Here is a 23,724-nt window from a genome sequence, read left to right as displayed (position 1 = left end):
GTCAGATCTCATCCGGCGTGCGCAGGTTGGTCACATTGATCCGTTCGCCGCGCTTGCGCTCTTTTTCGGCCTGCATCTGGGGACGGTAGATCCCCTGATCGCCCACCACCCAGGAGAGGGGGCGGCGCTCTTTGCCGATGGAGTCCTGCAGCAGCATCAGGGCTTGCAAAAAGGCTTCGGGACGGGGCGGGCAACCCGGAATGTAGACGTCGACCGGCAGGAACTTGTCCACCCCCTGCACCACTGAATAGATGTCATACATGCCGCCGGAGTTGGCACAGGCCCCCATGGAGATCACCCACTTGGGTTCGAGCAGCTGTTCATACAGGCGCTGGATGACTGGCGCCATCTTGATGAAGGGGGTCCCTGCAATCACCATGAAATCGGCCTGACGGGGCGAGGCGCGGATAACTTCGGCGCCGAAGCGGGCCACATCGTGGGGGGAGGTGAAGGCGGTACACATCTCCACGTAGCAGCAGGAGATGCCGAAGTTGTAAGGCCAGAGGGAGTTTTTGCGGCCCCAGTTGACTGTGTCTTGCAGCACCTCCTCGAGGCGGCCCATCATGATGCCGCGCGTCGCTTCTTGCGCCAGTGGGTCATCGACGGTCTGGCGCTGCTCCTGGGGGTAGCGCTCAACGGGTGCATCCGGGTCAATCCGGGTCAGGGTGTACTTCATGGTGCAACCTCAAGGAAAGGGTCTGTGGTTCAATCACTGTTTTTGTTGTTCAGCTGCGGTTTGCGCGGTGACCAGTCCAGTGCGCCGATGCGCCAGAGGTAGATCAGGCCGATAAGCAGCAGTCCGATGAAAATGGTGGCTTCAATAAAGCCGACCCAGCCGCTCTCCCGCACGGAGACAGACCAGGCAAACAGGTAGAGCGCCTCGACGTCGAAGATGACGAAGAACATGGCGACCAGATAGAACTTGGCGGAAAAACGCAGGCGGGCACTGCCGACCGAGTCGACACCAGATTCAAATGGCTTGTTCTTGGTGCGGCCGTAGGCACGACCTCCCAGCAGGGCGGCGAGGCCTATCATCACCAGACAGATGGTGATGGCACCGATGACATAAATGGCAAAAGCCCAATGTTGAGCAGAAATATCAGCAAACATAGAGGTTTTTCCTAACCAAATTAATCAAGCGACTTAACAATAATGTTACGCATTATGACACTTTCGCACTGATTTACATGTCATTTTTACGGGTTAATTATTAATCGGTTAACCGGTAATTAAATTTTGTTAAGAAGCGCACTTTTTTGCTGGTTATGGCGGGCGAGAAAGGCCTGTAAAGCGCAGAGAGCTGCTCCTCGTCATCACCTGAAAGGGGTAAATGCCGCGGGCGAAGCAGGATCAGGTCGGTATCGCGGGCAGGGGGCACAGGCGGGAGAAGAGCGTGATGGCGGGTGAGATAGGGGAGCGGCAAGAGCAATAAAAAGAGAGGCTCGCAAGCCTCTCCTGTCATCGCGTTCCGGTTTCGAGCGTGGGGCGGTCAGGGTTTATTGGCGACCAGCAAGACCTGATCCGGGTAGGCGCCAATGGAGCGAAGACCGATATCTCCCGAGGTGATATCCAGATACGCCCGCTGACCATTGGCGGAGGTTACCGTGCTGCTCATCAGATAGACATAGCCCTCATTGACCTCTTTACCGCCCCCCGCCATGGCGCGCGGGAAAATGGCTTCATTGAGAGAGGGCTTGTAGCAGGCATGCTCGACCAGGGTCGCTAACTCCTTGATGTCGGGCAGACGCCACTGGCTGATACCGCCGAAGTGATAGAGAGCATGACTGCTGTCACTGCGGATCCGCTCCGCCACTTGCAGCCCCTGCTGCCAGTAGTAAACGGTCGGTTCACCCAGGCAACTGTTGCCACTCCATGTCTGTCCCAGTTTGCAGCGCATCCAGGTGAGGCCGGTGTGTTGATCCGTGACGGTGCCGTTGCCATGGTCAAGAAAACGGGCAGAGGGGGCGGTGCGATCCATGGTGTCATCACAAATGGCAGCACCGTGGGCCAGGGGGGCCATCAGTGCCATCATGGCGAACGAAAAGCGATAAAGGCTCATGATATTCCTCGGATTATTGGGGAGTGGCGACCAGTCGTACCTGCATCAGCTCGATATAGGTATCTTGCTGCACCAGCGCGGGATAGGTGGTGCCCGCATCTTCTCCCAAGAGCAGGACTGTGCGTTTGCTGATGGGGCCACCGGAGAAGCGCTGGGCGGTGTTGCTGGTGGCGCTCCAGTAGTAGCCATGGTAGGTGTCATCTTCCGAGGAGGCGATATCCGGGAAGTAACGGGTATCCACGATGATGCGCTGACCCAGCGGGTCCTTGGCCAGGCTGCCGTAGTGCATCAGTGACATCAGCTCACCCATGGTGGGCAGCCGCCACTGGCTGATGCCGCAGCGCTGCTCGCCATTGAGCCACTGCTGATACGCGCGGGTGGTCAGCATGGTGGTCAGCGCCTGTGCCCGGGCGAGGGCCGACAGATCTCCTTCGGCGGTGAGCTGTTCGATCCTCTTATGAATATGCTGGTAGGCCGCTTGCTGCTCGCCTGCGGTCGCCTTGAACTGCTCATCTTCATAGGCAAAGGGTCTGCTTTTCCAGGCCGGGCTCAAGGGATCGTCCGATTTGACCTCCCACACCAAACCGGTATTGAGATCCTTGACGCACTGCCAGCTCGGCGCGTTGTCGGGGAGAACCTGACCGAGATCATCGAGTTTGCGATAGGCAAGCTGGGGACGAGTGCGATTCCAGCTGGCATCTTGTCCCGGATAGTCGTCGGGCTCCTGTTCCAGCAGCGGATCGTTGCCATCGCTGAAGGTGGTGACGCCGGTGACGGTCAGCAGGTTGCGTGGCTGCTGCTGCACCAGCAGGGTCAGCAGCTCGCTTTGGGTCTCTTCGGCAAACTGGCCGTTGCGCTGCCACTCCTGAGCCAATTGCTCCAGCATCAGGCTGATGGCGCGATAGCTGGTGGTGAGCAATTGGGTCTCCTTGGCGGTGGCAAGTCGTACGCGGGCCTGTTGCTGCAAGCTGATCGCCACCTGCTGCAGCGCCTGATCAAACTGGCCGAGGCCCGCGAGGGCCACGCGGTCGCTGCCCGGTTGCAGCGGCGCGAGATCGGCCAGCAGCAGTGACAGTGCGCGATCGGCTGCCACCCCTTCGGCAATGCGGCTCTGCCACAGGGTGCTGAGCAGGGTCGGTTGTAGCCGTTGTGGATCCCCTTTGGCGGCCGGATGTGCCAGCAGCAGGCCTCCGCTCCTCGGTACGAACAGCAGGGGCGAGTTGACGATGTTGGCCGAACGGCTGACCAGGGCCACAACTCCTTCGCCGCTGACGGCAGGGTCGGTAGGATCACATTGCCAGTTCTGATCCAGATCGGCGCACAGGGTACCGGCAGTCGGCAGGGCGACATCGACTCGGTAGTCCGGGATCGCCAGTGGTGCGTTATCTTCCCCGCCGCCACAGGCGCTGAGCAGGGCTGAGAGGGTTGCAATAACCAGTACGGATGGTTTCACTTCACATTCCTTGAGTCGGTCACAGGTTCACGGGGGCGGTAACCCCCGTGGTGCAGAATTCAGCGGCGCGGGGTGCTCCGGCGCCAGAGGCGGGGCCAGAGGGCCAGCAACAGCAGCAGGGGGGAAGTCGTGCCGCCACCCCCTTCATCCTGCTCAAGGGGAATGATGCCGGTGTTGGGCAGGGCTTCATCCTTGTCGCAGCGGGCGCCGACTTGCTGGGCGACCCGCCAGCTGCGCAACTGACCGGTGTCACCGGCGATGGTGTCGTTGATCTCCAGCAGCCAGCGGCCAGCGAGAGGTTCGCCGTGCAGCTTATCGAGTGATTCGAACGGTACCAGTTCACGGGGGAACTCCCCCTTGAGCCGGGTATGGCTGGCGTAACCCTTGTTCCACAGGCTGATCCGGGTGCCGTAAGGGGAGGTGAGCCAGATCTCCAGCTGCTCCAGTTTGCTGTGCTCCAGATCGAGGGCGACCACGAATCCGCTGTCGATACGGGCCTTGCTCTCGGGCAGGGTGAGAGTGAAGCGGGACAGGCCGTGCCGTTCATCGCTCACCGCATCCTTGATCTGGCCACCCTGGCCGATGGCCCGCTGCCAGAGCGGTTCACCGATCGGCAGTTGCAGGTCAAGGCGGGTCTGGCGCTCGGTGGGGCTGGGCAGGGTGAGCTGGAACTGCAGCGGCAAGGTGACTGCCTCGCCACAGGTCAGGTTGCTCGCTGCTTCCAGCGGCAGGGTCCAGCGGGCGGTGCCATCGGCGTTGAGCTCTCCCTGCCAGTGACCGTCACCCATGAGCCCCTTGCTAGGGAGCAGGCTGGCGTCAGCCACGGTCAGGGGGCGGCCGCTCTGGTTGGTCAATTCGATGGCGAGGCTCTTTTTCTCCCCGGGCAGCAGGTAGCTGTCATCGGCAAGACGGGCCGCGATGGGAGTGGGCAGCAGGGCGTGGTGGCGGAAGGCCTGCTCCAGCAGCTTGCCATAGCTGCGGTCCGGATAGAGGCGGTTGGCGGTATCCACGGTGACCCGCGCCAGCTGGGGCATCCGCACCTGCGGGCCGAGGCCGAAGTGGGATTCAATCAGCAGGGTATCGAACTCGTCACGGGCTACCTCGCCATATTGTTCAACGGCCTGGCGCAGCGCGGTGAAGAGCGGGGTGCCCCACAGCTGGTCGCCGTTGCTGCCGTTGATGGTGAGGTGAGCCGGATAGAGGAAGCCCGGATGATAGCGCGCCCGCAGATCATCGAGCTGACGGGGCGTCCGGCCGCTGATCCTGGCGTCCCAGTTGAAGACCATGAAAGGCTCGAACTGGCGAGCCTCTGGACTGCGCTGGCGCCAGCTGGCGGCCAGATAGTCGCTAAAGCCCTCGCCGATGGCGCCCCAGTCACCCTCTTCTCCCATGTCGGGCAGGATATGGTGCTGCACCGCATGGCCAAACTCGTGCCAGATCACCATGGGATCTTCCGCATCGGGTACCCCTATCCGGCCAATTTCCAACCGGCGCAGGAAGGGGTCATAGAGAGAGTTGTCCTGCTCCCCGGCATCGGTATCGATGGCCAGGGGGCCGCCCATCAGCGTTGGGTAGCCAAGGGATTCCACATGGCGCTGGGCCAGATCCAGATGGTAGTAGCCATTGATATCGAGGAAGGCGGGCTGCTGGTGATCCAGCTGGAAGCCATCGGCATCAGGGCTGCTAAAGGGGGCAGTTTCCGGCGCCGTGCCATCCACGACCCGGGCGCGTGGGCCACTCAGCTGGTAGGTGTCATCCACCTTTTGTACCGTGAGCGGGACGGTGCGATAGGCCCCGTTGTCCAGTACCAGATCGTGGCGCCACAGCAAATTGCCATCTTGCAGCTGGGTGCGTGGGTCGAGGGCAAAGATGCGGGCCTGCACCGTGGCCGCTTCCCCTGCCAGCGGGGCCGCTTCGGCACGGCTGTTGGCCTCTTGCAGCGTGCGCCCCAGCAGGGCGCTGCCATCGCAGGTGACAAACAGTTGCCAGTGGCTGCTTTTGCTGTTGCCCGGCTGGCTTTCCACCGCCAGCAGACGCCAGGCCGCAGTCAGTGTGTCGCCATCCTGCCAGTACCAGGGCTGGGCTTCGTCACTGCCAGCGAATTGCCACACCGTACCATCCAGCGTGGCGGTATAGGCATCCACCCCGGCGCGGCTTGCCTCATCACATGGAGCCGCCTGTGCCTGCATCAGCCGGGTATTGTGATAAAGGCGCCACGGGCGACCCTGCTCATCGAGACTGACGGCGGCCATCAGGCCGGCGATCGGTGTGCCATTGAGCTGCTGGCGATAATGCAGATAGTGGCCCAGCTTGCCTTGGCGCTGATAGGCCGGGGCATCACTCAGGGTGACGCCGAGCTGCTGTTCGAGCCAGAGGCGGGTATCGGCCGGGGCGTCCTGTTCGACAAAACGCAGTTCGGCGGCCTGAGTGGAAAAGCCAGCCAGCCCCAGCAAGAGGGCGGGCAACAGGGGTTTCATAGTGGTACTCCCAATCAGCGGCAGGGTCATTGATTGATCCCCGCCAGATGCAACAAGAAGGCAAATTCACGAGCCCGATCGCCACCACCGGCGCGGTGGCCTCCCTCCAGTTCGGTCAGCAGCAGGTAGGGGCCGGAGCCCGTGCTGTGCTCCCGCAGGCGGGCCAGCCACTTGACCGGCTCCCAGTAGGGCACCTGGCTGTCGTGCAGGGCGGTAGTGACCAGCAGGGGCGGGTAGGGGGCGCGGTGCAGGTTGTCGTAGGGGCTGATGCGGCGCATCGCCTGATACTCTGCGGGCTTGGCCGGATTGCCCCACTCCTGGTACTCCTGACGGGTCAAGGGGAGGGCAGGATCGCTCATGGTGCCGAGCATATCGACGAAGGGAACCTGCAACACGGCGCCGCTAAAGAGTGTCGGTTGCTGGTTGAGGGCCGCAGCAACCAGGGTGCCCCCCGCGCTGCCCCCCATGGCAAACAGGGGCAGGGGAGCTGAGTCGGGCGACCAGTGGCGCAGGGCTTGACCGGCAGCGATAAAGTCGCTGATGCCGTTCTGCTTGTGGATGCCCCGTCCGTCGCGGGTCCACTGCTCCCCCAGCATGCCGCCGCCGCGCACATGGGCGATGGCGTAGACAAAGCCCCGATCCAGCAGGCTTAACAGTTCTTTCTGGTAGTAGGGACGCATCGGCGTGCCATAGGCGCCATAGCCATAGAGCAGTACAGCGCGAGGGGCCAGATCTTTGCGCCACACCAGCGAGACAGGCACCCGGGTGCCATCGGCAGAGGTGATCCAGCGCCGCTCGCTCTGATAGGGCAATGCTTTATTGCCTGCGGTGTGCTGGTCGTTGATCCAGTGGCCGCTGGTCAAATCCAGCCAGCGCTGGCCGGGGGGCTGGCTCAAGCCCTGACTACGCACCAGAATGCGGTCGCTGGCCGGGTCATGTTCTCCTTGCAGCCAGCCGGTACCGGCGCCACTGGCCAGCGGCAGGCGCTGGCGTTCATGGCCGTTGCGGTCGAGCAGGGCGAGCCAATCCTCCCCCTGCTGGCGAAACTGCACCACCAGATGGCGATCAAACAGTCGCCACTTCTCGGGATCGCCGAGATCCTCCTCTTTGGCGGGCCACAGGCGCTGCCACTCACCGAGCGGCGTGCTGGCTGAGTAGAGGGCAAACGACCCCTCCCGGTTGCTCTTGATCACCCAGCCAGACTGGCTGTCCAGATAGTATTCCACCCCGCGCTGGCGGGGTTTGATCTGCTGCGGCTTGTCCGAGTCGAGCAGGTACTGCTCCGAGCTGTCGTGGTTGTTGCCCTGCAACACCAGATGCTGGCCATCCGTGGTGCGATAGAGGCTGAGCAGCCAGGCGGGATCCTGCTCCTCATAGAGAATCTGCTCCTGGCCATCCTGCCAGCCGCGCAGCTGCCAGGGGCGTAGGGTGTAGCGCTCGTTGGCGATGGTGTAGAGGGTGCGACCATCTTGTGACCAGGCGAGATCAGCGCTGCGCTGCGCCAAACTGGCCAGCGCCTTGCCGCTCTGGAGATCGAGCAGGGTGACCTGATAGTCGAGATCGCCGCGCCTGTCTTCGGCGATGGCCAGTGTGCGGTTATCCGGGCTCAGGGCCCAGCCGCCCGCGTCGTAGTAGCCCTCACCCGCTCTAGCGGGAAGTCGTTGTTGCACCTTGCCCCCGTGGCGTTGCCAGAGTGAGCCATCCGGGCGCAGCAGCCATGCCTGATCGCCGCGCACAAGCCAGTTCTCTGGCACAGATTCCCCCGCCGGATGGCGGGTAAATTCGGCGCGTAAGGTTGCCTCCAGCGGCTGCTGCGCGGCGAGTTGCTGCTCGCTCCAGCGATTTTGCTGCTTGAGCAGGGCGAGTATGGCCGGGTTGCTGCGGCTCTCGTCCCGCAACCAGAAGTAGGGATCCTGGCGTGCGGGATTGCCTGAAATCAGGTGGGGGTGGGACTCAATTGGCGGAGGTGTGGCCTCTTGCGCCCACGCCAACGGGGCGGTCAACAGGGCCGCCATGATTGCATGATGTTTCATCACATCCCCACGAAACGATAGCTGAGGCTGGCTGACAGGTAGCGGCCGCTCTGGCTGTAGAGAGAGGTGTCACTACCAGCCGGGAGTCCGGCTACATCCTGATAGCGGGCATAGCGGGTATCGAGCAGGTTGCCGATGGTGGCATTGACCTTGAGCGCTTCGGTGATCTGCCAGTCGCCGGTGAGGTCCAGGCTGAACCAGCCTGCGCTGCTCTGGCAGGCACCGTTGTAGCCAGTCTGCGCATTGGCGCACTGGGGCACCTTGGTCATGGCTGCGGCATAGTTGCCACTGAGCTCAACCCCCCAGTCGAGCTGTTGCCAGCGCAGGGTGGTGTTGCCTTCCAGCGGTGTCTGGGTGCGCAGCGGCTCACCGCGGTGATCCTTGCCATCCATCCAGGCCAGATTGGTCGAAAGCTCCCACTCGTCGCTCACCCAGAGGCTGGCGGCCAGCTCGGCGCCCCAGGTTTCTGCTTTGGCAACGTTGCGATATTGGCGCAGGAAGACACCGTCATCGAGGCGAAAACCGGTCTGGCGCCAGTCGATGAAGTTGTAGTAGCGGTTGTAGAAAACGGCCGGTTTGACGCTCCAGTTGTCGCTTTGGCCATTCACTCCCCACTCCAGACTGTGGCTGGTCTCCTCCTTGAGGTTGGGGTTGGCAATGATCTCGAACGGCGGCATGGCAAAGTAGTGAGGAATGTTGCCGTAAACCTGATCGTAAGCGGGGGCGCGGAAGCCGTTGGCATAGCTGAGCCAGCTGCGCCATGTCTCGTTGAAGCGGTAACTGGCCGCCACACTGGGGGAGATGTGGTCGCTGTGGTTCTCGGCCAGATTGCTGTCCGGTGCGCGCAGGCGCTGGCGGTCAAAGCGCAGGGTCGGGGTAAACTGCCAGTTGCCCAGATCGATCACATCGCTCAGCCAGATACCATCGCGGCGGGTCTCGGCCTTGCTGAAGGGGGCTTTCTGTCCCTGGGTGGTGATGCCATCTTCCAGGGTCAGATTGCTGACCGGCCGCTCGTGGTTGGCCTGCTCCACTTCCACACCGTAGCTGAAGGTGTGATCCAGCGAGCCGGTGCTCAGCTTGCTCTGCAGCTCCAGCTCACTGCCAAGGCGCAGCTCCTCGAAGGTGGAGAGGGTGCGCTGGCTGCGATATCTGGGATAGCCGCTCAGGGCATCGTTGCGCAGCAACTGGCGCTGGTTGGCTTCGTTGCGTGACTGGTTGCCAAACAAGCTCCAGTTGAGGGTATCGATCATGCCCAGATCGTTGGCCTCCCAGCTGAACTTGCCGCCCTGGGTGCGCTGATCGCCATCTTCCTGAAAACCGACCACGTCCCAGCTGCCATCGGGTTGGGGCACCGCTTTGGGCCCCATCTGGCGTTTGGCGTGATCCTCGTAGTAGTCCAGCTCCAGCCGCAGAGCGTGATGGGCATTGAGGGGGAGGCGGCTGCTGGTGGAGGCGCTCATGCCATCCAGATCCGCCGGAATGCGATTCTCCTCAAAGTTGGCGGTTTCGTTGCCACGCCAGCCGGAGAGGCGCAACAGATGTTCGCTCTCCAGTGCCCGCACCGCGCCGGTCATGCTGAGCTTCTTCTTGTTGCTGTCGCCACCGTAGAGGGTTTTGGCCGCCAGATAGCTATCTTGCTGTTGCAGATAATCTTCCGGCTGCTTGGTATTCATCACCACGGTGCCGCCGATGGCATCGGAGCCATGCAGAGAGGAGCCGGCCCCCTTGGCCACCTCAATCTGCTTGATGTCATCAAGGTCGAAGTTGAAGCGACCCACCTTGTCATTGATGTTGTCGGCGCCAAAGCCGTCGCTGACGCGCACCCCATCCTTGATCAGCAGGATACGGTTGCCACCGATGCCGCGCACGCTGATGTTTTGCGGTCGCCCGGCAGAGCCGGTGACCGAGACACCGGGGATCTTGCGAAACACATGAGTCAGCTCGCTGGCGACCTGACGGTCCAGCTCTTCCTGGGTGATGACGGTAATGGAGCCGGAAACATCGGAGAGTTTCTGTTGTACCCGTTGCCCGGTGACAATGATGGTGTCGTCGCTGCGAGCCTTCTCCACAGGGGGAAGATCGGCCGCGCCAGCGGAGGCACACAGGAGTGCCGGCCATGCCTGAAGCAGTTTGTTCATAATGATAATTGTTTTTATTTAAGCCTGAGGGGCGGCATTATTGCAGAGGCCTGACCACTTGACAATAAATGGCAATCATTATCATTAAGATCTTATGGTGTTGATATTATTGAGTTATTTGTTTTTAAAAAAGAGGCTCCCGCGCGAAGCGGGAGCGGAGGGGATCAGGGCTTGAGCAGTTGCAGCGACTCTTCTGCGGCCTTGCCTTGGGAGAGGGTGATATCGACCCGGCGGTTCGCCTGGCGATGTTCGGGGGTGTCATTGGCAAAGCGGGGTTGGGTGTCGGCCACACCCTGAGCGATGACTCGTCTGGCATCGAGCTGGGGGTTGGTCAGCATGGTCTGCACGATGGAGGAGGCCCGCAGCACCGAGAGCTCCCAGTTGTTGCGATAGAGCTCCACCGGCGCTTGGGAGTTGTCGGTATGACCGGTGACCACTACCTCCCCCGGGATGTTGGCCAAAATGCCGGCGATCTTGTTGACCAGCGGGATGAACTGGGGCTGCAGGAACGCCGAATCGGCGGGAAACAGCGCCTTCTCGCCGATGCGGATCACCAGCTGACTGCCAAGCTGCTCGACCTCCAGATCCTTCGATTCAATCTGGGCCTTTAGCTGCTGCTCCAGCTTCTGCTTGGTCACCTGCACCCACTCCTGCTCCCGGGTCTTGTGGGGCCAGGCTTCGGTGGCGCTCGGTTTTTCCGAGGCACCTATGGTCTCGTTGAAGGGGTCCGATGCCGCCATGGGGGCATCTTTCTCCAGCACAGTCTCCTCTTTCGGGCTGCTCGGCGTAGTTTTTGATTCTGGCTCGAGAATCCCTGTGCCCCCCTGCATCAGGGGTGAGCCGGCAGGCGGGGAGATGAGGCCGATTTTACCCAGCGACTCGATAAAGCCCTGGATAAGCACCCGGGTTTCGGACTGCTTTGCCATGGCAAAGGAGTAGAGCACCACAAACAGGGCGAACAGCAGGGTCATGAAGTCGGCATAGGAGACCAGCCAGCGTTCGTGGTTCTCCGGTGCTTCAGCCTTTTTCTTTTTGGCCACCATGACCTCCCAGATAAGGTTCGAGGGTAACTTGCAGGCGCGCTTGGGATTCGCCATCCACGATGCAGAGAATGCCGGTCAGGGTCATCTCCTTGTAGTGGCGGATCTGGTGGGCGAACCCTTTGTAGCGGTTGCCGAACGGCAAGAAGATCAGGTTGGCTGCGGATACCCCGTAGATGGTGGCGATAAAGGCCACCGCGATGGCGCCGCCCAGCTTGTCGGGGGCATCCAGCAGACCCATGGCGTGGATCAGGCCAAATACCGCGCCGACGATCCCCATGGTCGGGCAGTAGCCGCCCATGGCTTCATAGAATTTGACCGTCTGTTCGAGATCTTCCTGTTCAAATTCGATCTCGTTCTCCAGCACCTCATGGATTTTGGCCTTCTCGTAGCCATCGACCATCATCTGCACCCCTTTCTTCAGGAAGGGATCCTTGATCTCCTCGATCATCCCTTCCAGCGCCAGCATACCGCTGCGGCGGGCGTTGCCTGCCAGGGTCTCCAGCAACTGGGCCTGTTCCAGCAGGTCGAGTTTGAGGGGAGAGAGCAGCCATTTGAAACGCCTCATGGTGCTGCCGACGACGGAGAAAGGGAACTGGGTCAGCGCAGCACCTATGGTGCCACCTATCACGATAAGAAATGCGGGCAGATCGAGCAGTGCACTGGGATGACCACCCTCGATCATGTTGCCGCCAAGGATGGCGATCAACGCCAGTACCAAGCCAATCAAGCTCATTTTTTACACGTCCCTGCATGTTGATAATGGCTAGTGTAGCTACTTAAGTATCAGTTTTTCAAAATGAAATCCAATCGCTGAGCAATTAATGGGCGCTGGGTAACGTCCATAAAAGAAGGCGTGTTGCGGCCATAAGATGGCATTGCAATCATCTTGTTGCTCCTGTTGTGACAGGAAGGAGCGCTTGTTGGGTGGGGCAATCACAAAAGCAAGGTAAGGGGCGGGAGCTGGCAATACGAAAAGCAGTGATGTTCCATCAGGGCTTTTCAAACCGGGGGATGAGTGCGTGGATGATCCGCCGCTGCGTGGCTCTGGCTCACTTGTCGGCATAGGTGTTTGCCGGAAAGCAAAAAACCGACCCTGAGGTCGGTTTTTTTAAATTTGGCGGTGAGGGAGGGATTCGAACCCTCGATACGTTGCCGTATACACACTTTCCAGGCGTGCTCCTTCAGCCACTCGGACACCTCACCAAATTTTCGTTCGCTGCGCTGTTGCGCTGGAACGGGGCGTAATTTAGGGGAAAGGGCTGTGTGGGTCAACCACTTTTCCCCTTATTTTTCATAATCTTTTCCGAATGCCTAACCCTTGCGCAGAATGCCGGTTTTTTAAACCGGATCAGGGCTTGTCGAGAATGATCAGACTGTCCGGCAGCTCGTTTTGATCCCGGGTGGCCGGGAAGGCATCGGTCAGAATGGCGCTAACGCGCTCCACGCACTCCAGAAAACCCTGTTCGATCTCCCTGTTGCGCACTCGCGCCACGAAGTCGTCGATGATCTCCTGCCACTGGCCGTTGTCGATATGCTGGGCGATGCCATCATCCACCAGTATTTCTACATAGTGCTCGGCGGCCGAGACGAAGATCAGCACCCCGAGCCGGTCGCGGGTGCGGTGCAGCCCTTGCTCGACAAATTGCAGGCGAGCCATCAGGGCCGCCCGGTGCTGGCGAACCTTCTTCGGGATGAGCCGCATCTTGATGGGGGTCCAGTGGAACAGCAGGCTCAGCAGCAGCCAGACCGACCACTGCACCAGCAGGATTTCGTACCAGCCTAGCCAGAAGCCGAGCTGGAACACCAGCAGCGGGGTGAGCATCGCCAGCAGCGCCGCCCAGAGGGTGGGAATGTAGCGATAGCCATCGCTGGCCGGGGCCAGCACGGTGACCAGTTCAGCATCAGTCTCTAGCTCCGCTTCGCGCACCTTTGCCTGAAGCGTGTGGAAGAACTGTTTAGAAATCATGATTTGTCTCTTTACTCCTGTTACCAGCCACCGGAGGCTCCGCCGCCGCCAAAACTGCCGCCGCCACCGCTGAATCCGCCGCCGGAGCGACCACCAAAGGAGCCGGCACCCAATCCACCGGCCATGTAGGTCGACCGACGTCGTCCTCCCGGCCCACCGCCACCACCGCCGCGCAGGTTGTGGAGCACGATCATCGCAATCACCACCAGAATAAACAGCCAGGGGCCGCCACCCTTGTCACTCTTTGGCTGCTCGACCGGCTGATATTCTCCGGCGAGTGCCTTCATGATGCTCTGGCTGCCCGCCATGATCCCGGCCACCATATCGCCGCGCTTGAAGGCGGGCAGGATGCGGCCATGGATGATGTTGGCGGCGATGGCGTCGGGCAGGGCGCCTTCCAATCCATAGCCTACCTCGATCCGCACCTTGCGCTCATCCTGGGCGATCAGCAACAGCACGCCATTGTTTTTGTCTTTCTGGCCGATCCCCCAGTGGCGACCGAGCTGGTAGCCGTACTCCTCGATAGTCTCCCCATCGAGGCTGTCGACAGAGACCACCACCAGCTGGATGCCGCTGCGTTTTTCAAAGGCCGCCAGTTGCTGGGTCAGTTGATGGGCCTGTTTGCGGGACATCAGACTGGCTTCATCCACCACCCGTCCGCTCAGCGTCGGGAAGTCGGGTGCCGCTTGCAGGGCACTGGCCCAGAGCAGCAGACAGGGAAGAAACCAGCGCAGCATCATCTTCATTGGAAGCTGACCTTGGGCGCCTCATCGGCACCGGGTTTGGCACTGAAACTGGGTTTGGCTTCCAGATCCGAGTAGAGCAGCTTGGACCAGATAACGCCGGGGAAAGTGCGGATCTCGGTATTGAACTGGCGCACCGCCTCGATATAGTCGCGGCGTGCCACCGAGATGCGGTTCTCGGTTCCTTCCAGTTGGGCCTGCAGGGCAAGGAACTGCTGATCCGCTTTCAGCTCGGGGTAGCGCTCTACCACCACCATCAGGCGGGAGAGGGCGCTGGAGAGCTGGTTCTGCGCCGCTTCAAACTCCTTGAGCTGGGCAGGATCGCTCACCTGCACGCTGCCGACCCGGGCACGGGCATCGGTGACCGCTTTGAGGGTCTCCTGCTCATGGCTGGCGTAGCCCTTGACGGTGGCGACCAGATTGGGAATGAGGTCGGCACGGCGCTGATACTGGTTCTCAACCTGTCCCCAGCTCGCCTTGACCTGCTCATCCAGGGTCGGAATGTTGTTCATGCCGCAGCCGGTCAGGCCGAGCAGCAGGGTCAGGGTCAACAGGCTCTGCGTGATTCTGCGCCAGAGTGATGTGGCCATCTTGTTGTTCTCCTTTGGTATTTCGAGTCGATAGTGCGCCATGGATGGTGTACGACCAAGCGTGCACCACCATACCAGCTTGGGGTCAGTTGCCACAACGAGCAGGTAGTTCAGGTCGCTTGTTGATGCCGGAGACCTTGGGCAGCTGGGGCTTGTCTTTGAGCCAGGATGCCAGCTCTTCCCCACAGCCATTGCCGGGCGGAATGGGGGCCTGAGGTTCACAATCGGGGCTGCCCACCGGGCAGCGCAGCCGCACGTGGAAGTGGCTGAAGTGGCCCACCCAGGGGCGCAGCTTGGCGACCCAGGGTTCGTTACCAGCCTGTTGGCAGACCGCGGATTTGATCACCGGATTGACGAAGATGCGGGCCACCTCGGGTTTGCTGGCCGCCAGCCGCAGCAGGGTGAGCTGCTGGGGGCCAAAGCGACCCGGCAACATCTTGTAGCTGGGTTCGTCGATCAGCGCCCACTCCTTGGGGGCATCCTGCTCCCATTTGCTGATGGGGCGGTTGGCCATGCGAAACCAGATATCGGCATCAAGTCCGGTCTGATGGCTGCGATGGCCGGAGGTAAAGGGGCCGCCACGGGCCATCGCCAGATCGGCGATGTAGAGATCCGGCAGCCCGGCCATGCGGGTCTGGTTGGCCAGCGCTTGCAGATAGTGGATGAGGTCGGGGTGGCCGTAGTAGCGCAGCCGCTTGGTGCGGATCACCTGATAACCCGGCCCTTCAAGGGGCAGGGATACGCCGTTTTTCAGGCAACCGGCGGCATAACCGCCGATGGCTTCTGCCTGCAATACGGTCGCCAGCAACAGGGACGTCAGCATGTGCGTGCTCCTTGTCTTGCTTCGAGTCGGCTCAGCAATACGAACAGACTCAAACATATAGATAAATAGGCTGCGGCCACCAGCAGCCAGATCTCGTAGACCAGTCCGCTGGAGTTGGCCATCTCGGTGCCGACGAAGGTGAGCTCCTGCACCGAGATAAGGGAAACAATGGCGGTATCCTTCACCAGCGCAATGAGCTGGCCGGTGAGGGGGGGGAGCATCAGCAGCATGGCCTGCGGCAGGATCACATGGCGCAGCCGCACCCAGGGAGAGAGCCCGAGGCTCTGAGCCGCCTCCCACTGGCCACGGGGGATGGCGGCCAGCCCGGCGCGGACGATCTCGGCGACGAAGGCTGCGCTGATTATGCCAACGCAGAGGGTGCCTGAGATGAGGTTTTCCCAGCGGGCAGGTGGGCCAAACAGCGCCTCTTGCCACGGGGAGAGTGATACGGTGCCGAGCCAGCGTGAGAGGCCGCTCGCAGGCAGCAGCTGGTTGGCGATAAAGAAGTAGAAGATGAAGATAAAGACCAGCGGCGGCAGATTGCGGATCAGCTGGATAAACAGGGTCGCGGGCATCACCAGCCAGGGGCGGCGGCTGAAGGCGGCTACCCCCAGCGCAGTGCCGAGCAGCAGCGCCAGCACCATGCCGAGCAGGGCGATGCGCAAGGTGGTGAGCAGACCGCTGAAAAAGTAGGGCAACTCGCCGTGAGGGCCAGGGGTGAACAGCAGATCGAAGGCCTCATGCCAGCGCCACTGATAGGCTACCCCGATGTGCAAGCGGCTGGTCAGCCAGAGGCCAGCCAGCAGCAGGATCAGGGCGATCGCCCCATCCAGCCAGTTGATGTTCCGACATGCCCCACGGACGATGCGCCGGATGGTCTCTTTTAGAGCAATCAGCATCAGGGGTTGGCGACCTGCGCTTCCCACGCCAGCGACTTGAACCAGTAGTCATGGCGCGCCTTGAGCCAGCCATCGGCCTGACGGGCGGCGATCCACTCGTTGAACTGTTCAGCCAGGGCATCATCCCCCTTGCGCAGGGCAAAGCCTTCATCGCCTTGTGCCAACGGCTCGGCAAACGGCATAAAGAGGGCATCCGGGTGGCGCAGCGCCTCTTGCTCGGGTTTCGGGGAAGAGGAGAGGGCGCCGTGAGCGCGGCCGTTCAGCACCTCCTGAAATACCTGTGACTCGTCATCAAACTGGCGCAGGGTGGCCTTGGGGAAGTGTTCTTTTGCCACCTGTACCGGTGAGGCGCCACGACGTACCGCCAGGATCACCCCGCGCTGGTTGAAGTCCGCCACGGTTTTCTTCTCTTTGGCCAGCGTGCTGGAGGCGGCCAGCTGCACCCCCGAATGGGAGTAGGCTTGGGTGAAGCGCACGCTCTTCTCCCGCTCGGGGGTGATGGTGAGGCCGCCGATGATGACGTCATATTTTTTCGCCAGCAGGGAGGGGATGATGCCATCCCAGGCGGTAGGCACGAACTCTACCTGCCAGCCGTTATCTGTGGCGAGGCGACGGGCCACGTCAATCTCGAAACCGATCAGGGCCCCCTGCTTGTCGCGTATCGCCCAGGGGGCGAAGGTGGACATGCCGACCCGCAGGGTACCGCTCTGCTCGATCTGTGCCTGGGTGTCGGAGGGGGCAGTTTGTGCCAGTGCCGGAGTGAGCAGGCTTGTCAGTAGCAGGGCAGCGCCCGACAGGGTGGTCTTGAATGACAGATTCATGGTTAGCGTCCTTGTTGATCCGGATTCAGGTGACGGGCCAGCACCCGCGAACAGGCTGACAGCGTCAGGGTTAACAGCAAATAGAGGGCGGCCACGGTAAACCACACCTCAAAGGTCAGAAACGTATCGGCAACCAGAGTACGCCCTTCGTTGGTCAGATCGAAGATGGCGATCACACTCACCAGCGCCGAATGTTTGATAAGGGAGACCAGCTCGTTGGTGAGCGGCGGCAAGGTGATGCGCACCAGCTGGGGCAGGATCACCTTGCGCAGGGTGATGGCCCGTGACAAGCCAAGCGACTGGGCTGCCTCCCACTGTCCTTTGGGAATGGCCTGTACACCTGCACGCAGCACTTCGGCGGTGAAGGCCCCCTGATAGAGGGAGAGGCTCAACACGGCGCAGGCAAGGGGGGCCAATCCCAGCATGGGGCCCAGCAAGAAATAGAGAATATAGAGCTGCACCAACTGGGGCGTGGTGCGCACCAGCGCCAGATAGGCGATGGCGAGCCAGGGGCCGAGCCTGGAGGGAAACAGCCGCAGGCTAACCACGCACACCCCGACAGCCATCGTGCCCAACAGACTGAGCAGCGCTACCTGCAAAGTGACCAGCAGGCCGTTTAGCAAGGGGCCGGCATAAAAGGTTCCCTCATCCCATTCGCCGAGAAAGGGCAACACCCGCGGCCACTGCCACTCATAGCCCATCTGGCGAGCGCCGCTATAGAGTGCACAGCCCAGTAGCGCACAGAGCATCACAGTGCCTGACAACCAGCCGAGCAGGCGGGGGCGATTGAGCCTAGCCATGATAGCTGAGCACCTGTTCGAGGAAGGCCCGGGTACGCGGGTGACGAGGGGCGTTGAACAGCTGAGCGGGCGGGGCCGACTCGATGATTTTCCCCTCATCCATAAAGAGCACCCGATCCGCCACCTGACGGGCAAAGCCCATCTCGTGAGTGACGCAGATCAGGGTCATCCCCTCGTCAGCCAGCTCGCGGATCACATCGAGCACTTCGCGGATCATCTCGGGGTCGAGGGCGGAGGTGGGCTCGTCAAACAGCATCAGCTCGGGTTGCATGCAGAGGGAGCGGGCGATGGCGACCCGCTGCTGCTGGCCGCCGGAGAGCTGGTGGGGGTACTTGTCGGCCTGTGCCTGAATGCGCACCCGCTCGAGCAGCCCGAGCGCCCGGGCTTTGGCCTCCTCAGGGCGCAACCCTAGGGTATGCACCGGCGCCACCATCAGGTTTTCCAGCACCGTCATATGGGGGAAGAGGTTGAACTGCTGAAACACCATGCCAACCCGACCTTGCAGGCGGCGCAGGTAGGAAGGGGTCACCGGCTCGCCAAACAGGAACAGCTGGCCGTCGTCGATCCCCTCCAGCCCGTTGATGGTGCGGATCAGGGTCGATTTTCCCGAGCCTGATGGGCCACAGATAACCCATTTCTCTCCCCGTTCAATGGTGAGATCGATGTGATGAAGAGCCTGAAAATCGCCATAGAATTTGTCGACGCCACAAAAGCGCACACAGGGTTGCGAGCTGGTCAAGAAGCGGGTTCCACTGAGAATCATTTACGCCATGGTATTGATTTTATAGGGGGATGACAAAGAAAACCCCCTTGTCAGCATCCTGATGGCTATTCACAATGGCGCCATTTCGTGATGACAGGAGCTTTTCATGCGTATTACATCCTTGCTTGCCGGTTCGCAGGTGCAGCTGTTGATGCCGCCAGCGGTTCGCTATCGCTGCGTCATTTTTCTGCTGTTGCTGGTGAGTTGGGGCGTGGTGGCGGCCTCCTTGTGGGATGGTTGGGGCGCCATGGTGCTGCTCAACTGGGTGGGCGTGCTCTTTGGTGGCATCACCGGGATCATGGTGTCGCTGCCCCGCAGCTGGCAGCCCTGGCGCCTGGCGGAGCTGGGGTGGGACGAACAGCATATCTATCTGCTCAATGGCAACAAGGATGAGGCGCTGGCGTTGCCCCGCAGCCAGCTGGTGGCGCTCGAACGGGAGCGGCGAGTGGGTCACGACGGCCAGTGGCTCGACTTCAGCCTCGATCTGCAACTGAGTGAAGAGGAGCTGGCGGCGGCTATGGCCTTGCTGGATCTCAAGGCGGGGGAGCTCCATCTGGTGAGCCCGTCTGTCTATCGCTTCGGCTTTAAACGGGCCTGGCACGGTCGCCGGATGCTGGCGCAACGGTTGTCAGATCTGCAATCGGCCTGAGTCGACTATTTTCTCGACAATTCCCGGCAAAGCTCAGATACTGCCAGTGACTCGAATTGATCTTGTCTGCACTGTTAACCCAAGAGATCAATCACTTGACGACAGTGTGGAGAAGGCCACGGCATGAAGCCATGGCAGGTCCGGCATAGGGGTTGTGCCCTTACCGTTATGCTGGGAATTGCATAGAGAAGGCACCTTGAATCGAGAGTGGATGGCATGAAGATTTACGTAGGAAATCTGTCGTACCGGATGACGGCCGACGAACTGAAAACCCTGTTCAGCCAGTTTGGACAGGTCGACAAGGTTGATATCATCATCGACCGCGATACCGGCCAGTCAAAGGGGTTTGGTTTTATTGAAATGCCGGTCAATGGTGATGCCGAAAAGGCCATCGCTGGTCTGCATGGCACAGAAGTCGGTGGCCGTACCATCACCGTCAACCAGGCCAAACCGAAGACAGATGCTCCCCGTGGTCGCCCGCAACAGCGCCACCGCTAAGGTGCCTCGGCAATAAAAAAACGGCATGGGTTTCCCCCATGCCGTTTTTGTTTCTGGACGTTTTGCTGTTATCAGGGGACGTCGTAACCGAGCGCCGCCTTGCGGATGCGGAACCACTGCTGGCGATTGAGGACGATGGATTCGGTGGCCACGGCGGCAGCAATCCGCTCTCGTTTGCCGGAGCCAATCAATGGCAGCGGCTGGCTTGGCAGCATCATTACCCAGGCGTAGACCACCTGCTCGATAGTCTGGGCGCCCACTTCCTGACGGATCTGCTCCAGTTCGGCACGCAGCGGGGCATAGGCGTCATCGCTGAACAGTCGGCCGCCGCCGAGACATGACCAGGCCATCGGCTTGATGCCAAGCTGCTGGCACTGATCCAGGGTACCATCGAGGGTCCCTTCCTGATGAAGCGGCGAGATCTCCAGCTGGTTGGTGACCAGCGGGAAGGGGAGGCGCGATTGCAGTAGCTCGAACTGACGGGCGGTGAAGTTGGATACCCCGGCGTGCTTGATCTTGCCCGCCTGTTTCAGGGTGATAAAGGCGTCGGCCACTTCATCAGCGTTCATCAGGGGATCCGGGCGGTGGATCAGCAGCAGGTCCAGATGGTCGGTGCCGAGCTTGCGCAGCGAGGCCTCGGCGCTGGCGATGATATGGTCCTTGCCGGTGTTGTAGTGGTTGAGAGCATGCTCCGGCTTGGCGGTAAGGGCGATACCGCACTTGGTGACGATCTCCATCCGGCTGCGCAGGGAAGGCTCGAGGCGCAGGGCGTGACCAAAGGCCTCTTCGCACTGGTAGCCACCATAGATATCGGCGTGATCGATGGTGGTGACCCCCAGATCCAGATGATATTTCATCAGATCGAGCAGAGCGGACGGAGAGAGCTGCCACTCCATCAGGCGCCAGTAACCCATGATGAGGCGAGAGAAGGTGGGGCCTTGCGGATGCAGGGCGACACGGGATACAGACATGGTTGACTCCTTGAAAAACACGATGCGAAAACGATGTGCAACATAGATGACTGCGGGCATCTTGGCCTCATGTGGCTGGCAAAGCAATAATGGGCAATGGCATGATTCGAACTTTGGTTCTGATCGCAGAGTAGGAGAGAGAGTTGGATGGAAGGATTTGCCGAGCGCTTGCAGAGCCTGATCGGGGAGATGAGCGTGAGCGCGTTTGCCCGCAAGGTGGGGCTCAGTGAAGCGCTGATCCGCAAATATTTGAAGGGAGCCGAGCCTGGCCTGGCGCGGGCCAACCAGATCGCCATGGGGGCCAACTGCTCGCTGGAGTGGCTGGCAACCGGCTGCGGTTATCTCTACCGTCAGGCGGAAGTGGTAGACAGGGAGGCGCTGGCAGCGGCGCAGCTACTGCTGGGCGAGCAGCAACCCGGGGTGGGGCTGCCCGATGAGGAGGCACTGGTCACCCTGCTTGCCTATTACCAGTTTTTGCGCACCCACAAGAAAGCGGACGGTTTTCTCGACTTGGCGCTGGCGCGGGAGTTTGGTCGCCATCTGGGGGAAGCGTGATGAGGGGCATATTACCCTTTGGTCGTGTCACGGCCGGTTGATTATTCTGATACGCTCTAAGCAAGAGAACTCTCCATGGAATGGGCGATGAGCTACTTGATCCTCGGAAGTGGTGCGCTGGGCTCGGCGCTGGCAAGAGAGCTGATGGCAAGGGGGGAGTCCTTCCTTCTGGCCGGGCGCACCTATCCAAAAGGGATCGAGATGGGGGCTTTCTTCCCGCTGCAAGAGGTGGACGCCATCTCGTTCGACGCCCTGTTTACCCTCTACGACACCGATCCGCTTCCCACTGTGGTAATCAACACCATCGGCCTGTTGCACGATGTCAGCTTTATGCCAGAGCGGCGGGTCGAAGAGGTGCACCCCAAGTGGCTGTGCGACAGCCTGCTGGCCAATGCCTGGCCAACACTGGCGCTGGCTGCCCGTTTCAGTCGGTTGATGGGCAATGACCATCCGCTGTGGCTCTGTGCCATCTCCGATCTGGCGGGCTCCATCACCTCCAATCTGGAGGGGGGACGTTACAGCTATCGGATGAGCAAGGCGGCCCTCGACATGGGGGTGAAAACTCTGGCCCTCGAGTGGGCGCAACGTTTCTCGCAAGCGGGGGTGGTGGCGGTGGCGCCCGGCTTGATGGACTCCCCGATGAACACCCCCTTTCTGAGCGAGTTGCCTGCGGAGCAATTGCAGGAGCCTGCCGAGGTGGCGGTGAAACTGCTCAATCTCATCAAGGGGTTATCGTTGACCCAATCGGGTCAGCTACTGGATCTCAACGGTCAGCCGCTGCCTTGGTAAATCCCGCCTGCGGGTTCTATGGACGTCTATTGGCTTCACATTCTGCTCATGCGCCCCTTGCCAAGCGAGGGGCGCATGGCTAACGTCACTCTCCTGTTTCAGGAGGGATCTCATGCGCTATATCGATTTACGAAGTGACACCGTCACCCAGCCTACTGACGCCATGCGTCAAGCCATGCTCCACGCCGAAGTCGGTGACGATGTCTATGGTGAAGATCCGGGCGTCAACGCGCTGGAGGCCTTTGGGGCCAGATTGCTGGGCAAACAGGCGGCGCTGTTTGTGCCGTCCGGCACCATGTCCAATCTGTTGGCGGTGATGAGCCACTGTCAGCGCGGTGAGGGGGCCATCCTCGGCAACGCCGCTCACATCTATCGCTATGAAGCGCAGGGGAGTGCCGTGCTGGGCTCCGTAGCCCTGCAACCCTTGCCGATGCAGCGCGATGGCACGCTGGCATTCGATGATATCAAGGCTGCGCTGGCCCCTGATGATGCCCACTTCGTCCAGACTCGCCTGATCTGCCTTGAGAACACCCACAACGGCAAGGTGCTGCCGCTCTCCTATCTGCAGGAGATGGGGGCATTTGTTGCTGAACGTGGCTTGAAGCTCCATCTCGATGGCGCACGGCTTTTTAACGCCGCCGTGGCCAGCGAGACCCCGGTCGAGGTGATCGCCGCTCCATTTGATAGCATCTCGATTTGTCTCTCCAAGGGGTTGGGCGCACCGGTGGGCTCGCTGCTGGTGGGCAGCCACGATTTCATCGCCCGTGCGCGCCGCCTACGCAAGATGCTGGGAGGTGGCATGCGTCAGGCGGGGATTCTGGCGCAAGCCGGTCTGTTTGCCCTCGAGCAGCATGTGACCCGCCTGGCCGATGATCACCGCCGTGCCAAACGGCTGGCCGAAGGGTTGGCTGCACAGCCGGGCATCGAGCTCGACCTCTCGCTGGTGCAGAGCAACATGGTGTTCCTGCGGCTGCATGAGGGGGAATCGGCCCCTCTGCTCGCTTTTATGAAGGAGCGGGGGATCCTCTTCTCCGGTTACGGCGAGCTGCGGTTGGTGACCCATCTGCAGATCAACGATGACGATATTGAAGAGGTGATCGACGCCTTCACCGAGTATCTCGGAGCGCGTTGAGACGGCTGGTGAGGTAGAGGTTATACCGAGACCTGTTTATACCGAAATAACAGAGGGCGCCGCGGCGCCCTCTGTTATTTGCAGCAAGCTCAAGCCTGCCGCTGGCCGCTCATCAGCATGGCCTCATCGGTGGCATCGTAGATCATCACCGCAATGTGAGTCACCTGACCGCCGAAATCGGCCAGTGGTACCAGGGTCAGGTTCTGGAACATGTGGGGGGCCGAGCCGGTAATGGGGCGGTAGTTGGAGAAACGCAGCAGATAGGGCTTCTGCTCCCAGGTGCTGAAGGCGCGGTTATTGAGCTTGAAGACCATGTTGGCCTTGCGCTCGAACCAGGCTCTGTCCACATCGGGGAAGAGCTCGAACAGTACGCCATCGCGCACGTCACTGGCCAGTCGGCCGCTGTGGCTCTCCATAAAGCCGTTCCACACCTGAACCTTGTACTCCTTGTCGAGCACCACCAGGCCTACGTCCAGGTTCTGGACTATGTTCATCAACCAATGAAATTCACGGATTTCCATA

General features: G+C 61.0%; 24 protein-coding genes and 1 tRNA gene. 5 read left to right on the top strand and 20 right to left on the bottom strand.

All coding sequences use genetic code 11. The features are described 5' to 3' along the window. Position 1: 1 nt before the first annotated feature. From OKC43_RS01310 to OKC43_RS01225, 18 genes are all read right to left on the bottom strand, one after another. Positions 2-676, bottom strand: a complete 675-nt coding sequence (locus OKC43_RS01310; RefSeq protein WP_005344917.1) for a NuoB/complex I 20 kDa subunit family protein — start codon at positions 674-676, stop codon at positions 2-4. A gap of 29 nt (positions 677-705) precedes the next feature. Continuing rightward, on the bottom strand, positions 706-1,110 hold the full coding sequence (locus OKC43_RS01305; RefSeq protein ID WP_005344919.1) for an NADH-quinone oxidoreductase subunit A: 405 nt from the start codon (positions 1,108-1,110) through the stop codon (positions 706-708). A 379-nt stretch (positions 1,111-1,489) separates the two neighbouring features. Further along, a complete protein-coding gene (locus OKC43_RS01300) occupies positions 1,490-2,059 on the bottom strand; it encodes an Lcl C-terminal domain-containing protein (RefSeq protein WP_069527989.1) in 570 nt (189 codons plus the stop codon). Positions 2,060-2,072: 13 nt separating this feature from the next. Further along, entirely contained in the window at positions 2,073-3,512 is a 1,440-nt protein-coding gene (locus OKC43_RS01295) for an Lcl C-terminal domain-containing protein (protein ID WP_270803731.1), read from the bottom strand. 59 nt (positions 3,513-3,571) lie between these two features. Beyond that, positions 3,572-6,019 carry a proprotein convertase P-domain-containing protein gene (locus tag OKC43_RS01290; protein ID WP_270803730.1) on the bottom strand — a complete coding sequence of 816 codons (2,448 nt, stop codon included), beginning with the start codon at positions 6,017-6,019 and terminating at the stop codon, positions 3,572-3,574. Then, the gene (locus OKC43_RS01285; RefSeq protein WP_270803729.1) at positions 6,016-8,022 is read right to left on the bottom strand and encodes a prolyl oligopeptidase family serine peptidase; all 2,007 of its coding nucleotides are present in this window, start codon (positions 8,020-8,022) and stop codon (positions 6,016-6,018) included. Before OKC43_RS01285 ends, OKC43_RS01290 begins: the two co-directional genes overlap by 4 nt. Next, positions 8,022-10,160 carry a TonB-dependent hemoglobin/transferrin/lactoferrin family receptor gene (locus OKC43_RS01280; protein WP_270803728.1) on the bottom strand — a complete coding sequence of 713 codons (2,139 nt, stop codon included), beginning with the start codon at positions 10,158-10,160 and terminating at the stop codon, positions 8,022-8,024. Before OKC43_RS01280 ends, OKC43_RS01285 begins: the two co-directional genes overlap by 1 nt. Before the next feature lie 164 nt (positions 10,161-10,324). Continuing rightward, a complete protein-coding gene (locus OKC43_RS01275; RefSeq protein WP_270803727.1) occupies positions 10,325-11,203 on the bottom strand; it encodes a flagellar motor protein MotB in 879 nt (292 codons plus the stop codon). After that, on the bottom strand, positions 11,178-11,936 hold the full coding sequence (locus tag OKC43_RS01270; protein WP_005351127.1) for a flagellar motor protein: 759 nt from the start codon (positions 11,934-11,936) through the stop codon (positions 11,178-11,180). Before OKC43_RS01270 ends, OKC43_RS01275 begins: the two co-directional genes overlap by 26 nt. A 382-nt stretch (positions 11,937-12,318) precedes the next feature. Next, positions 12,319-12,406, bottom strand: a tRNA-Ser gene (locus OKC43_RS01265). A gap of 145 nt (positions 12,407-12,551) precedes the next feature. Further along, positions 12,552-13,169: a TPM domain-containing protein gene (locus OKC43_RS01260; protein ID WP_058058422.1), complete on the bottom strand. Its 618-nt coding sequence runs from the start codon at positions 13,167-13,169 to the stop codon at positions 12,552-12,554. A gap of 20 nt (positions 13,170-13,189) precedes the next feature. Next, complete coding sequence (locus OKC43_RS01255) at positions 13,190-13,915, bottom strand: TPM domain-containing protein (RefSeq protein WP_270803726.1); 726 nt, start codon at positions 13,913-13,915, stop codon at positions 13,190-13,192. Then, entirely contained in the window at positions 13,912-14,502 is a 591-nt protein-coding gene (locus tag OKC43_RS01250) for a LemA family protein (RefSeq protein WP_270803725.1), read from the bottom strand. Before OKC43_RS01250 ends, OKC43_RS01255 begins: the two co-directional genes overlap by 4 nt. Positions 14,503-14,587: 85 nt before the next feature. Next, complete coding sequence (gene mepA, locus OKC43_RS01245) at positions 14,588-15,325, bottom strand: penicillin-insensitive murein endopeptidase (RefSeq protein WP_005359850.1); 738 nt, start codon at positions 15,323-15,325, stop codon at positions 14,588-14,590. Beyond that, positions 15,319-16,224, bottom strand: coding sequence for an amino acid ABC transporter permease (locus OKC43_RS01240; RefSeq protein WP_270803724.1), 906 nt, complete (start codon positions 16,222-16,224; stop codon positions 15,319-15,321). The genes mepA and OKC43_RS01240 overlap by 7 nt, the downstream gene beginning before the upstream one ends. Further along, positions 16,224-17,045 (bottom strand): transporter substrate-binding domain-containing protein, encoded by an 822-nt coding sequence (locus OKC43_RS01235; protein ID WP_270803723.1) that lies wholly within the window; start codon positions 17,043-17,045, stop codon positions 16,224-16,226. The genes OKC43_RS01240 and OKC43_RS01235 overlap by 1 nt, the downstream gene beginning before the upstream one ends. Positions 17,046-17,047: 2 nt before the next feature. After that, positions 17,048-17,845, bottom strand: a complete 798-nt coding sequence (locus OKC43_RS01230; protein ID WP_270803722.1) for an amino acid ABC transporter permease — start codon at positions 17,843-17,845, stop codon at positions 17,048-17,050. Beyond that, positions 17,838-18,608: an amino acid ABC transporter ATP-binding protein gene (locus OKC43_RS01225; protein WP_005337182.1), complete on the bottom strand. Its 771-nt coding sequence runs from the start codon at positions 18,606-18,608 to the stop codon at positions 17,838-17,840. The genes OKC43_RS01230 and OKC43_RS01225 overlap by 8 nt, the downstream gene beginning before the upstream one ends. Positions 18,609-18,714: 106 nt before the next feature. On the opposite strand from OKC43_RS01225, the gene OKC43_RS01220 reads away from it, so the two are divergent. Continuing rightward, positions 18,715-19,257, top strand: a complete 543-nt coding sequence (locus OKC43_RS01220) for a hypothetical protein (RefSeq protein WP_270803721.1) — start codon at positions 18,715-18,717, stop codon at positions 19,255-19,257. A 216-nt stretch (positions 19,258-19,473) separates the two neighbouring features. Then, positions 19,474-19,755, top strand: a complete 282-nt coding sequence (locus OKC43_RS01215) for an RNA recognition motif domain-containing protein (RefSeq protein ID WP_005337180.1) — start codon at positions 19,474-19,476, stop codon at positions 19,753-19,755. A gap of 71 nt (positions 19,756-19,826) precedes the next feature. On the opposite strand, the gene OKC43_RS01210 is transcribed toward OKC43_RS01215, so the two are convergent. Next, complete coding sequence (locus OKC43_RS01210) at positions 19,827-20,726, bottom strand: aldo/keto reductase (protein WP_270803720.1); 900 nt, start codon at positions 20,724-20,726, stop codon at positions 19,827-19,829. A 147-nt stretch (positions 20,727-20,873) separates the two neighbouring features. Here OKC43_RS01210 and OKC43_RS01205 point away from each other — a divergent pair, with 147 nt between their 5' ends. From OKC43_RS01205 to ltaE, 3 genes are all read left to right on the top strand, one after another. Next, positions 20,874-21,281 (top strand): helix-turn-helix domain-containing protein, encoded by a 408-nt coding sequence (locus OKC43_RS01205; RefSeq protein WP_005351138.1) that lies wholly within the window; start codon positions 20,874-20,876, stop codon positions 21,279-21,281. Positions 21,282-21,368: 87 nt separating this feature from the next. Beyond that, positions 21,369-22,070: an SDR family oxidoreductase gene (locus tag OKC43_RS01200; RefSeq protein ID WP_129503856.1), complete on the top strand. Its 702-nt coding sequence runs from the start codon at positions 21,369-21,371 to the stop codon at positions 22,068-22,070. 112 nt (positions 22,071-22,182) lie between these two features. Beyond that, positions 22,183-23,202 (top strand): low-specificity L-threonine aldolase, encoded by a 1,020-nt coding sequence (gene ltaE / locus OKC43_RS01195; RefSeq protein ID WP_270803719.1) that lies wholly within the window; start codon positions 22,183-22,185, stop codon positions 23,200-23,202. Between the two features lie 89 nt (positions 23,203-23,291). Here ltaE and OKC43_RS01190 read toward each other — a convergent pair whose 3' ends face one another. Next, complete coding sequence (locus OKC43_RS01190; protein ID WP_005337175.1) at positions 23,292-23,723, bottom strand: PAS domain-containing protein; 432 nt, start codon at positions 23,721-23,723, stop codon at positions 23,292-23,294. Between the last annotated feature and the right edge of the window lies 1 nt (position 23,724).

The sequence above is a fragment of the Aeromonas sp. Y289-2 genome, from assembly GCF_027705925.1.
In the GTDB taxonomy this organism is placed as follows: domain Bacteria; phylum Pseudomonadota; class Gammaproteobacteria; order Enterobacterales; family Aeromonadaceae; genus Aeromonas; species Aeromonas veronii.
Note: the sequence above shows the minus strand (reverse complement) of the source record. Positions and strands in the feature narration are given on the sequence as shown.

Excerpts from the sequence above, each read along its gene's own strand:
- OKC43_RS01230 (WP_270803722.1), bottom strand. The coding sequence starts at position 17,845 with ATGGCTAGGCTCAATCGCCCCCGCCTGCTCGGCTGGTTGTCAGGCACT.
- OKC43_RS01305 (WP_005344919.1), bottom strand. The coding sequence starts at position 1,110 with ATGTTTGCTGATATTTCTGCTCAACATTGGGCTTTTGCCATTTATGTC.
- OKC43_RS01210 (WP_270803720.1), bottom strand. The coding sequence starts at position 20,726 with ATGTCTGTATCCCGTGTCGCCCTGCATCCGCAAGGCCCCACCTTCTCT.
- OKC43_RS01220 (WP_270803721.1), top strand. The coding sequence starts at position 18,715 with ATGCGTATTACATCCTTGCTTGCCGGTTCGCAGGTGCAGCTGTTGATG.
- OKC43_RS01300 (WP_069527989.1), bottom strand. The coding sequence starts at position 2,059 with ATGAGCCTTTATCGCTTTTCGTTCGCCATGATGGCACTGATGGCCCCC.
- OKC43_RS01255 (WP_270803726.1), bottom strand. The coding sequence starts at position 13,915 with ATGAAGATGATGCTGCGCTGGTTTCTTCCCTGTCTGCTGCTCTGGGCC.
- OKC43_RS01225 (WP_005337182.1), bottom strand. The coding sequence starts at position 18,608 with ATGATTCTCAGTGGAACCCGCTTCTTGACCAGCTCGCAACCCTGTGTG.
- mepA (WP_005359850.1), bottom strand. The coding sequence starts at position 15,325 with ATGCTGACGTCCCTGTTGCTGGCGACCGTATTGCAGGCAGAAGCCATC.
- OKC43_RS01205 (WP_005351138.1), top strand. The coding sequence starts at position 20,874 with ATGGAAGGATTTGCCGAGCGCTTGCAGAGCCTGATCGGGGAGATGAGC.
- OKC43_RS01260 (WP_058058422.1), bottom strand. The coding sequence starts at position 13,169 with ATGATTTCTAAACAGTTCTTCCACACGCTTCAGGCAAAGGTGCGCGAA.
- ltaE (WP_270803719.1), top strand. The coding sequence starts at position 22,183 with ATGCGCTATATCGATTTACGAAGTGACACCGTCACCCAGCCTACTGAC.
- OKC43_RS01270 (WP_005351127.1), bottom strand. The coding sequence starts at position 11,936 with ATGAGCTTGATTGGCTTGGTACTGGCGTTGATCGCCATCCTTGGCGGC.
- OKC43_RS01310 (WP_005344917.1), bottom strand. The coding sequence starts at position 676 with ATGAAGTACACCCTGACCCGGATTGACCCGGATGCACCCGTTGAGCGC.
- OKC43_RS01200 (WP_129503856.1), top strand. The coding sequence starts at position 21,369 with ATGAGCTACTTGATCCTCGGAAGTGGTGCGCTGGGCTCGGCGCTGGCA.
- OKC43_RS01275 (WP_270803727.1), bottom strand. The coding sequence starts at position 11,203 with ATGGTGGCCAAAAAGAAAAAGGCTGAAGCACCGGAGAACCACGAACGC.
- OKC43_RS01215 (WP_005337180.1), top strand. The coding sequence starts at position 19,474 with ATGAAGATTTACGTAGGAAATCTGTCGTACCGGATGACGGCCGACGAA.
- OKC43_RS01240 (WP_270803724.1), bottom strand. The coding sequence starts at position 16,224 with ATGCTGATTGCTCTAAAAGAGACCATCCGGCGCATCGTCCGTGGGGCA.
- OKC43_RS01235 (WP_270803723.1), bottom strand. The coding sequence starts at position 17,045 with ATGAATCTGTCATTCAAGACCACCCTGTCGGGCGCTGCCCTGCTACTG.
- OKC43_RS01250 (WP_270803725.1), bottom strand. The coding sequence starts at position 14,502 with ATGGCCACATCACTCTGGCGCAGAATCACGCAGAGCCTGTTGACCCTG.
- OKC43_RS01190 (WP_005337175.1), bottom strand. The coding sequence starts at position 23,723 with ATGGAAATCCGTGAATTTCATTGGTTGATGAACATAGTCCAGAACCTG.
- OKC43_RS01285 (WP_270803729.1), bottom strand. The coding sequence starts at position 8,022 with ATGAAACATCATGCAATCATGGCGGCCCTGTTGACCGCCCCGTTGGCG.
- OKC43_RS01280 (WP_270803728.1), bottom strand. The coding sequence starts at position 10,160 with ATGAACAAACTGCTTCAGGCATGGCCGGCACTCCTGTGTGCCTCCGCT.
- OKC43_RS01290 (WP_270803730.1), bottom strand. The coding sequence starts at position 6,019 with ATGACCCTGCCGCTGATTGGGAGTACCACTATGAAACCCCTGTTGCCC.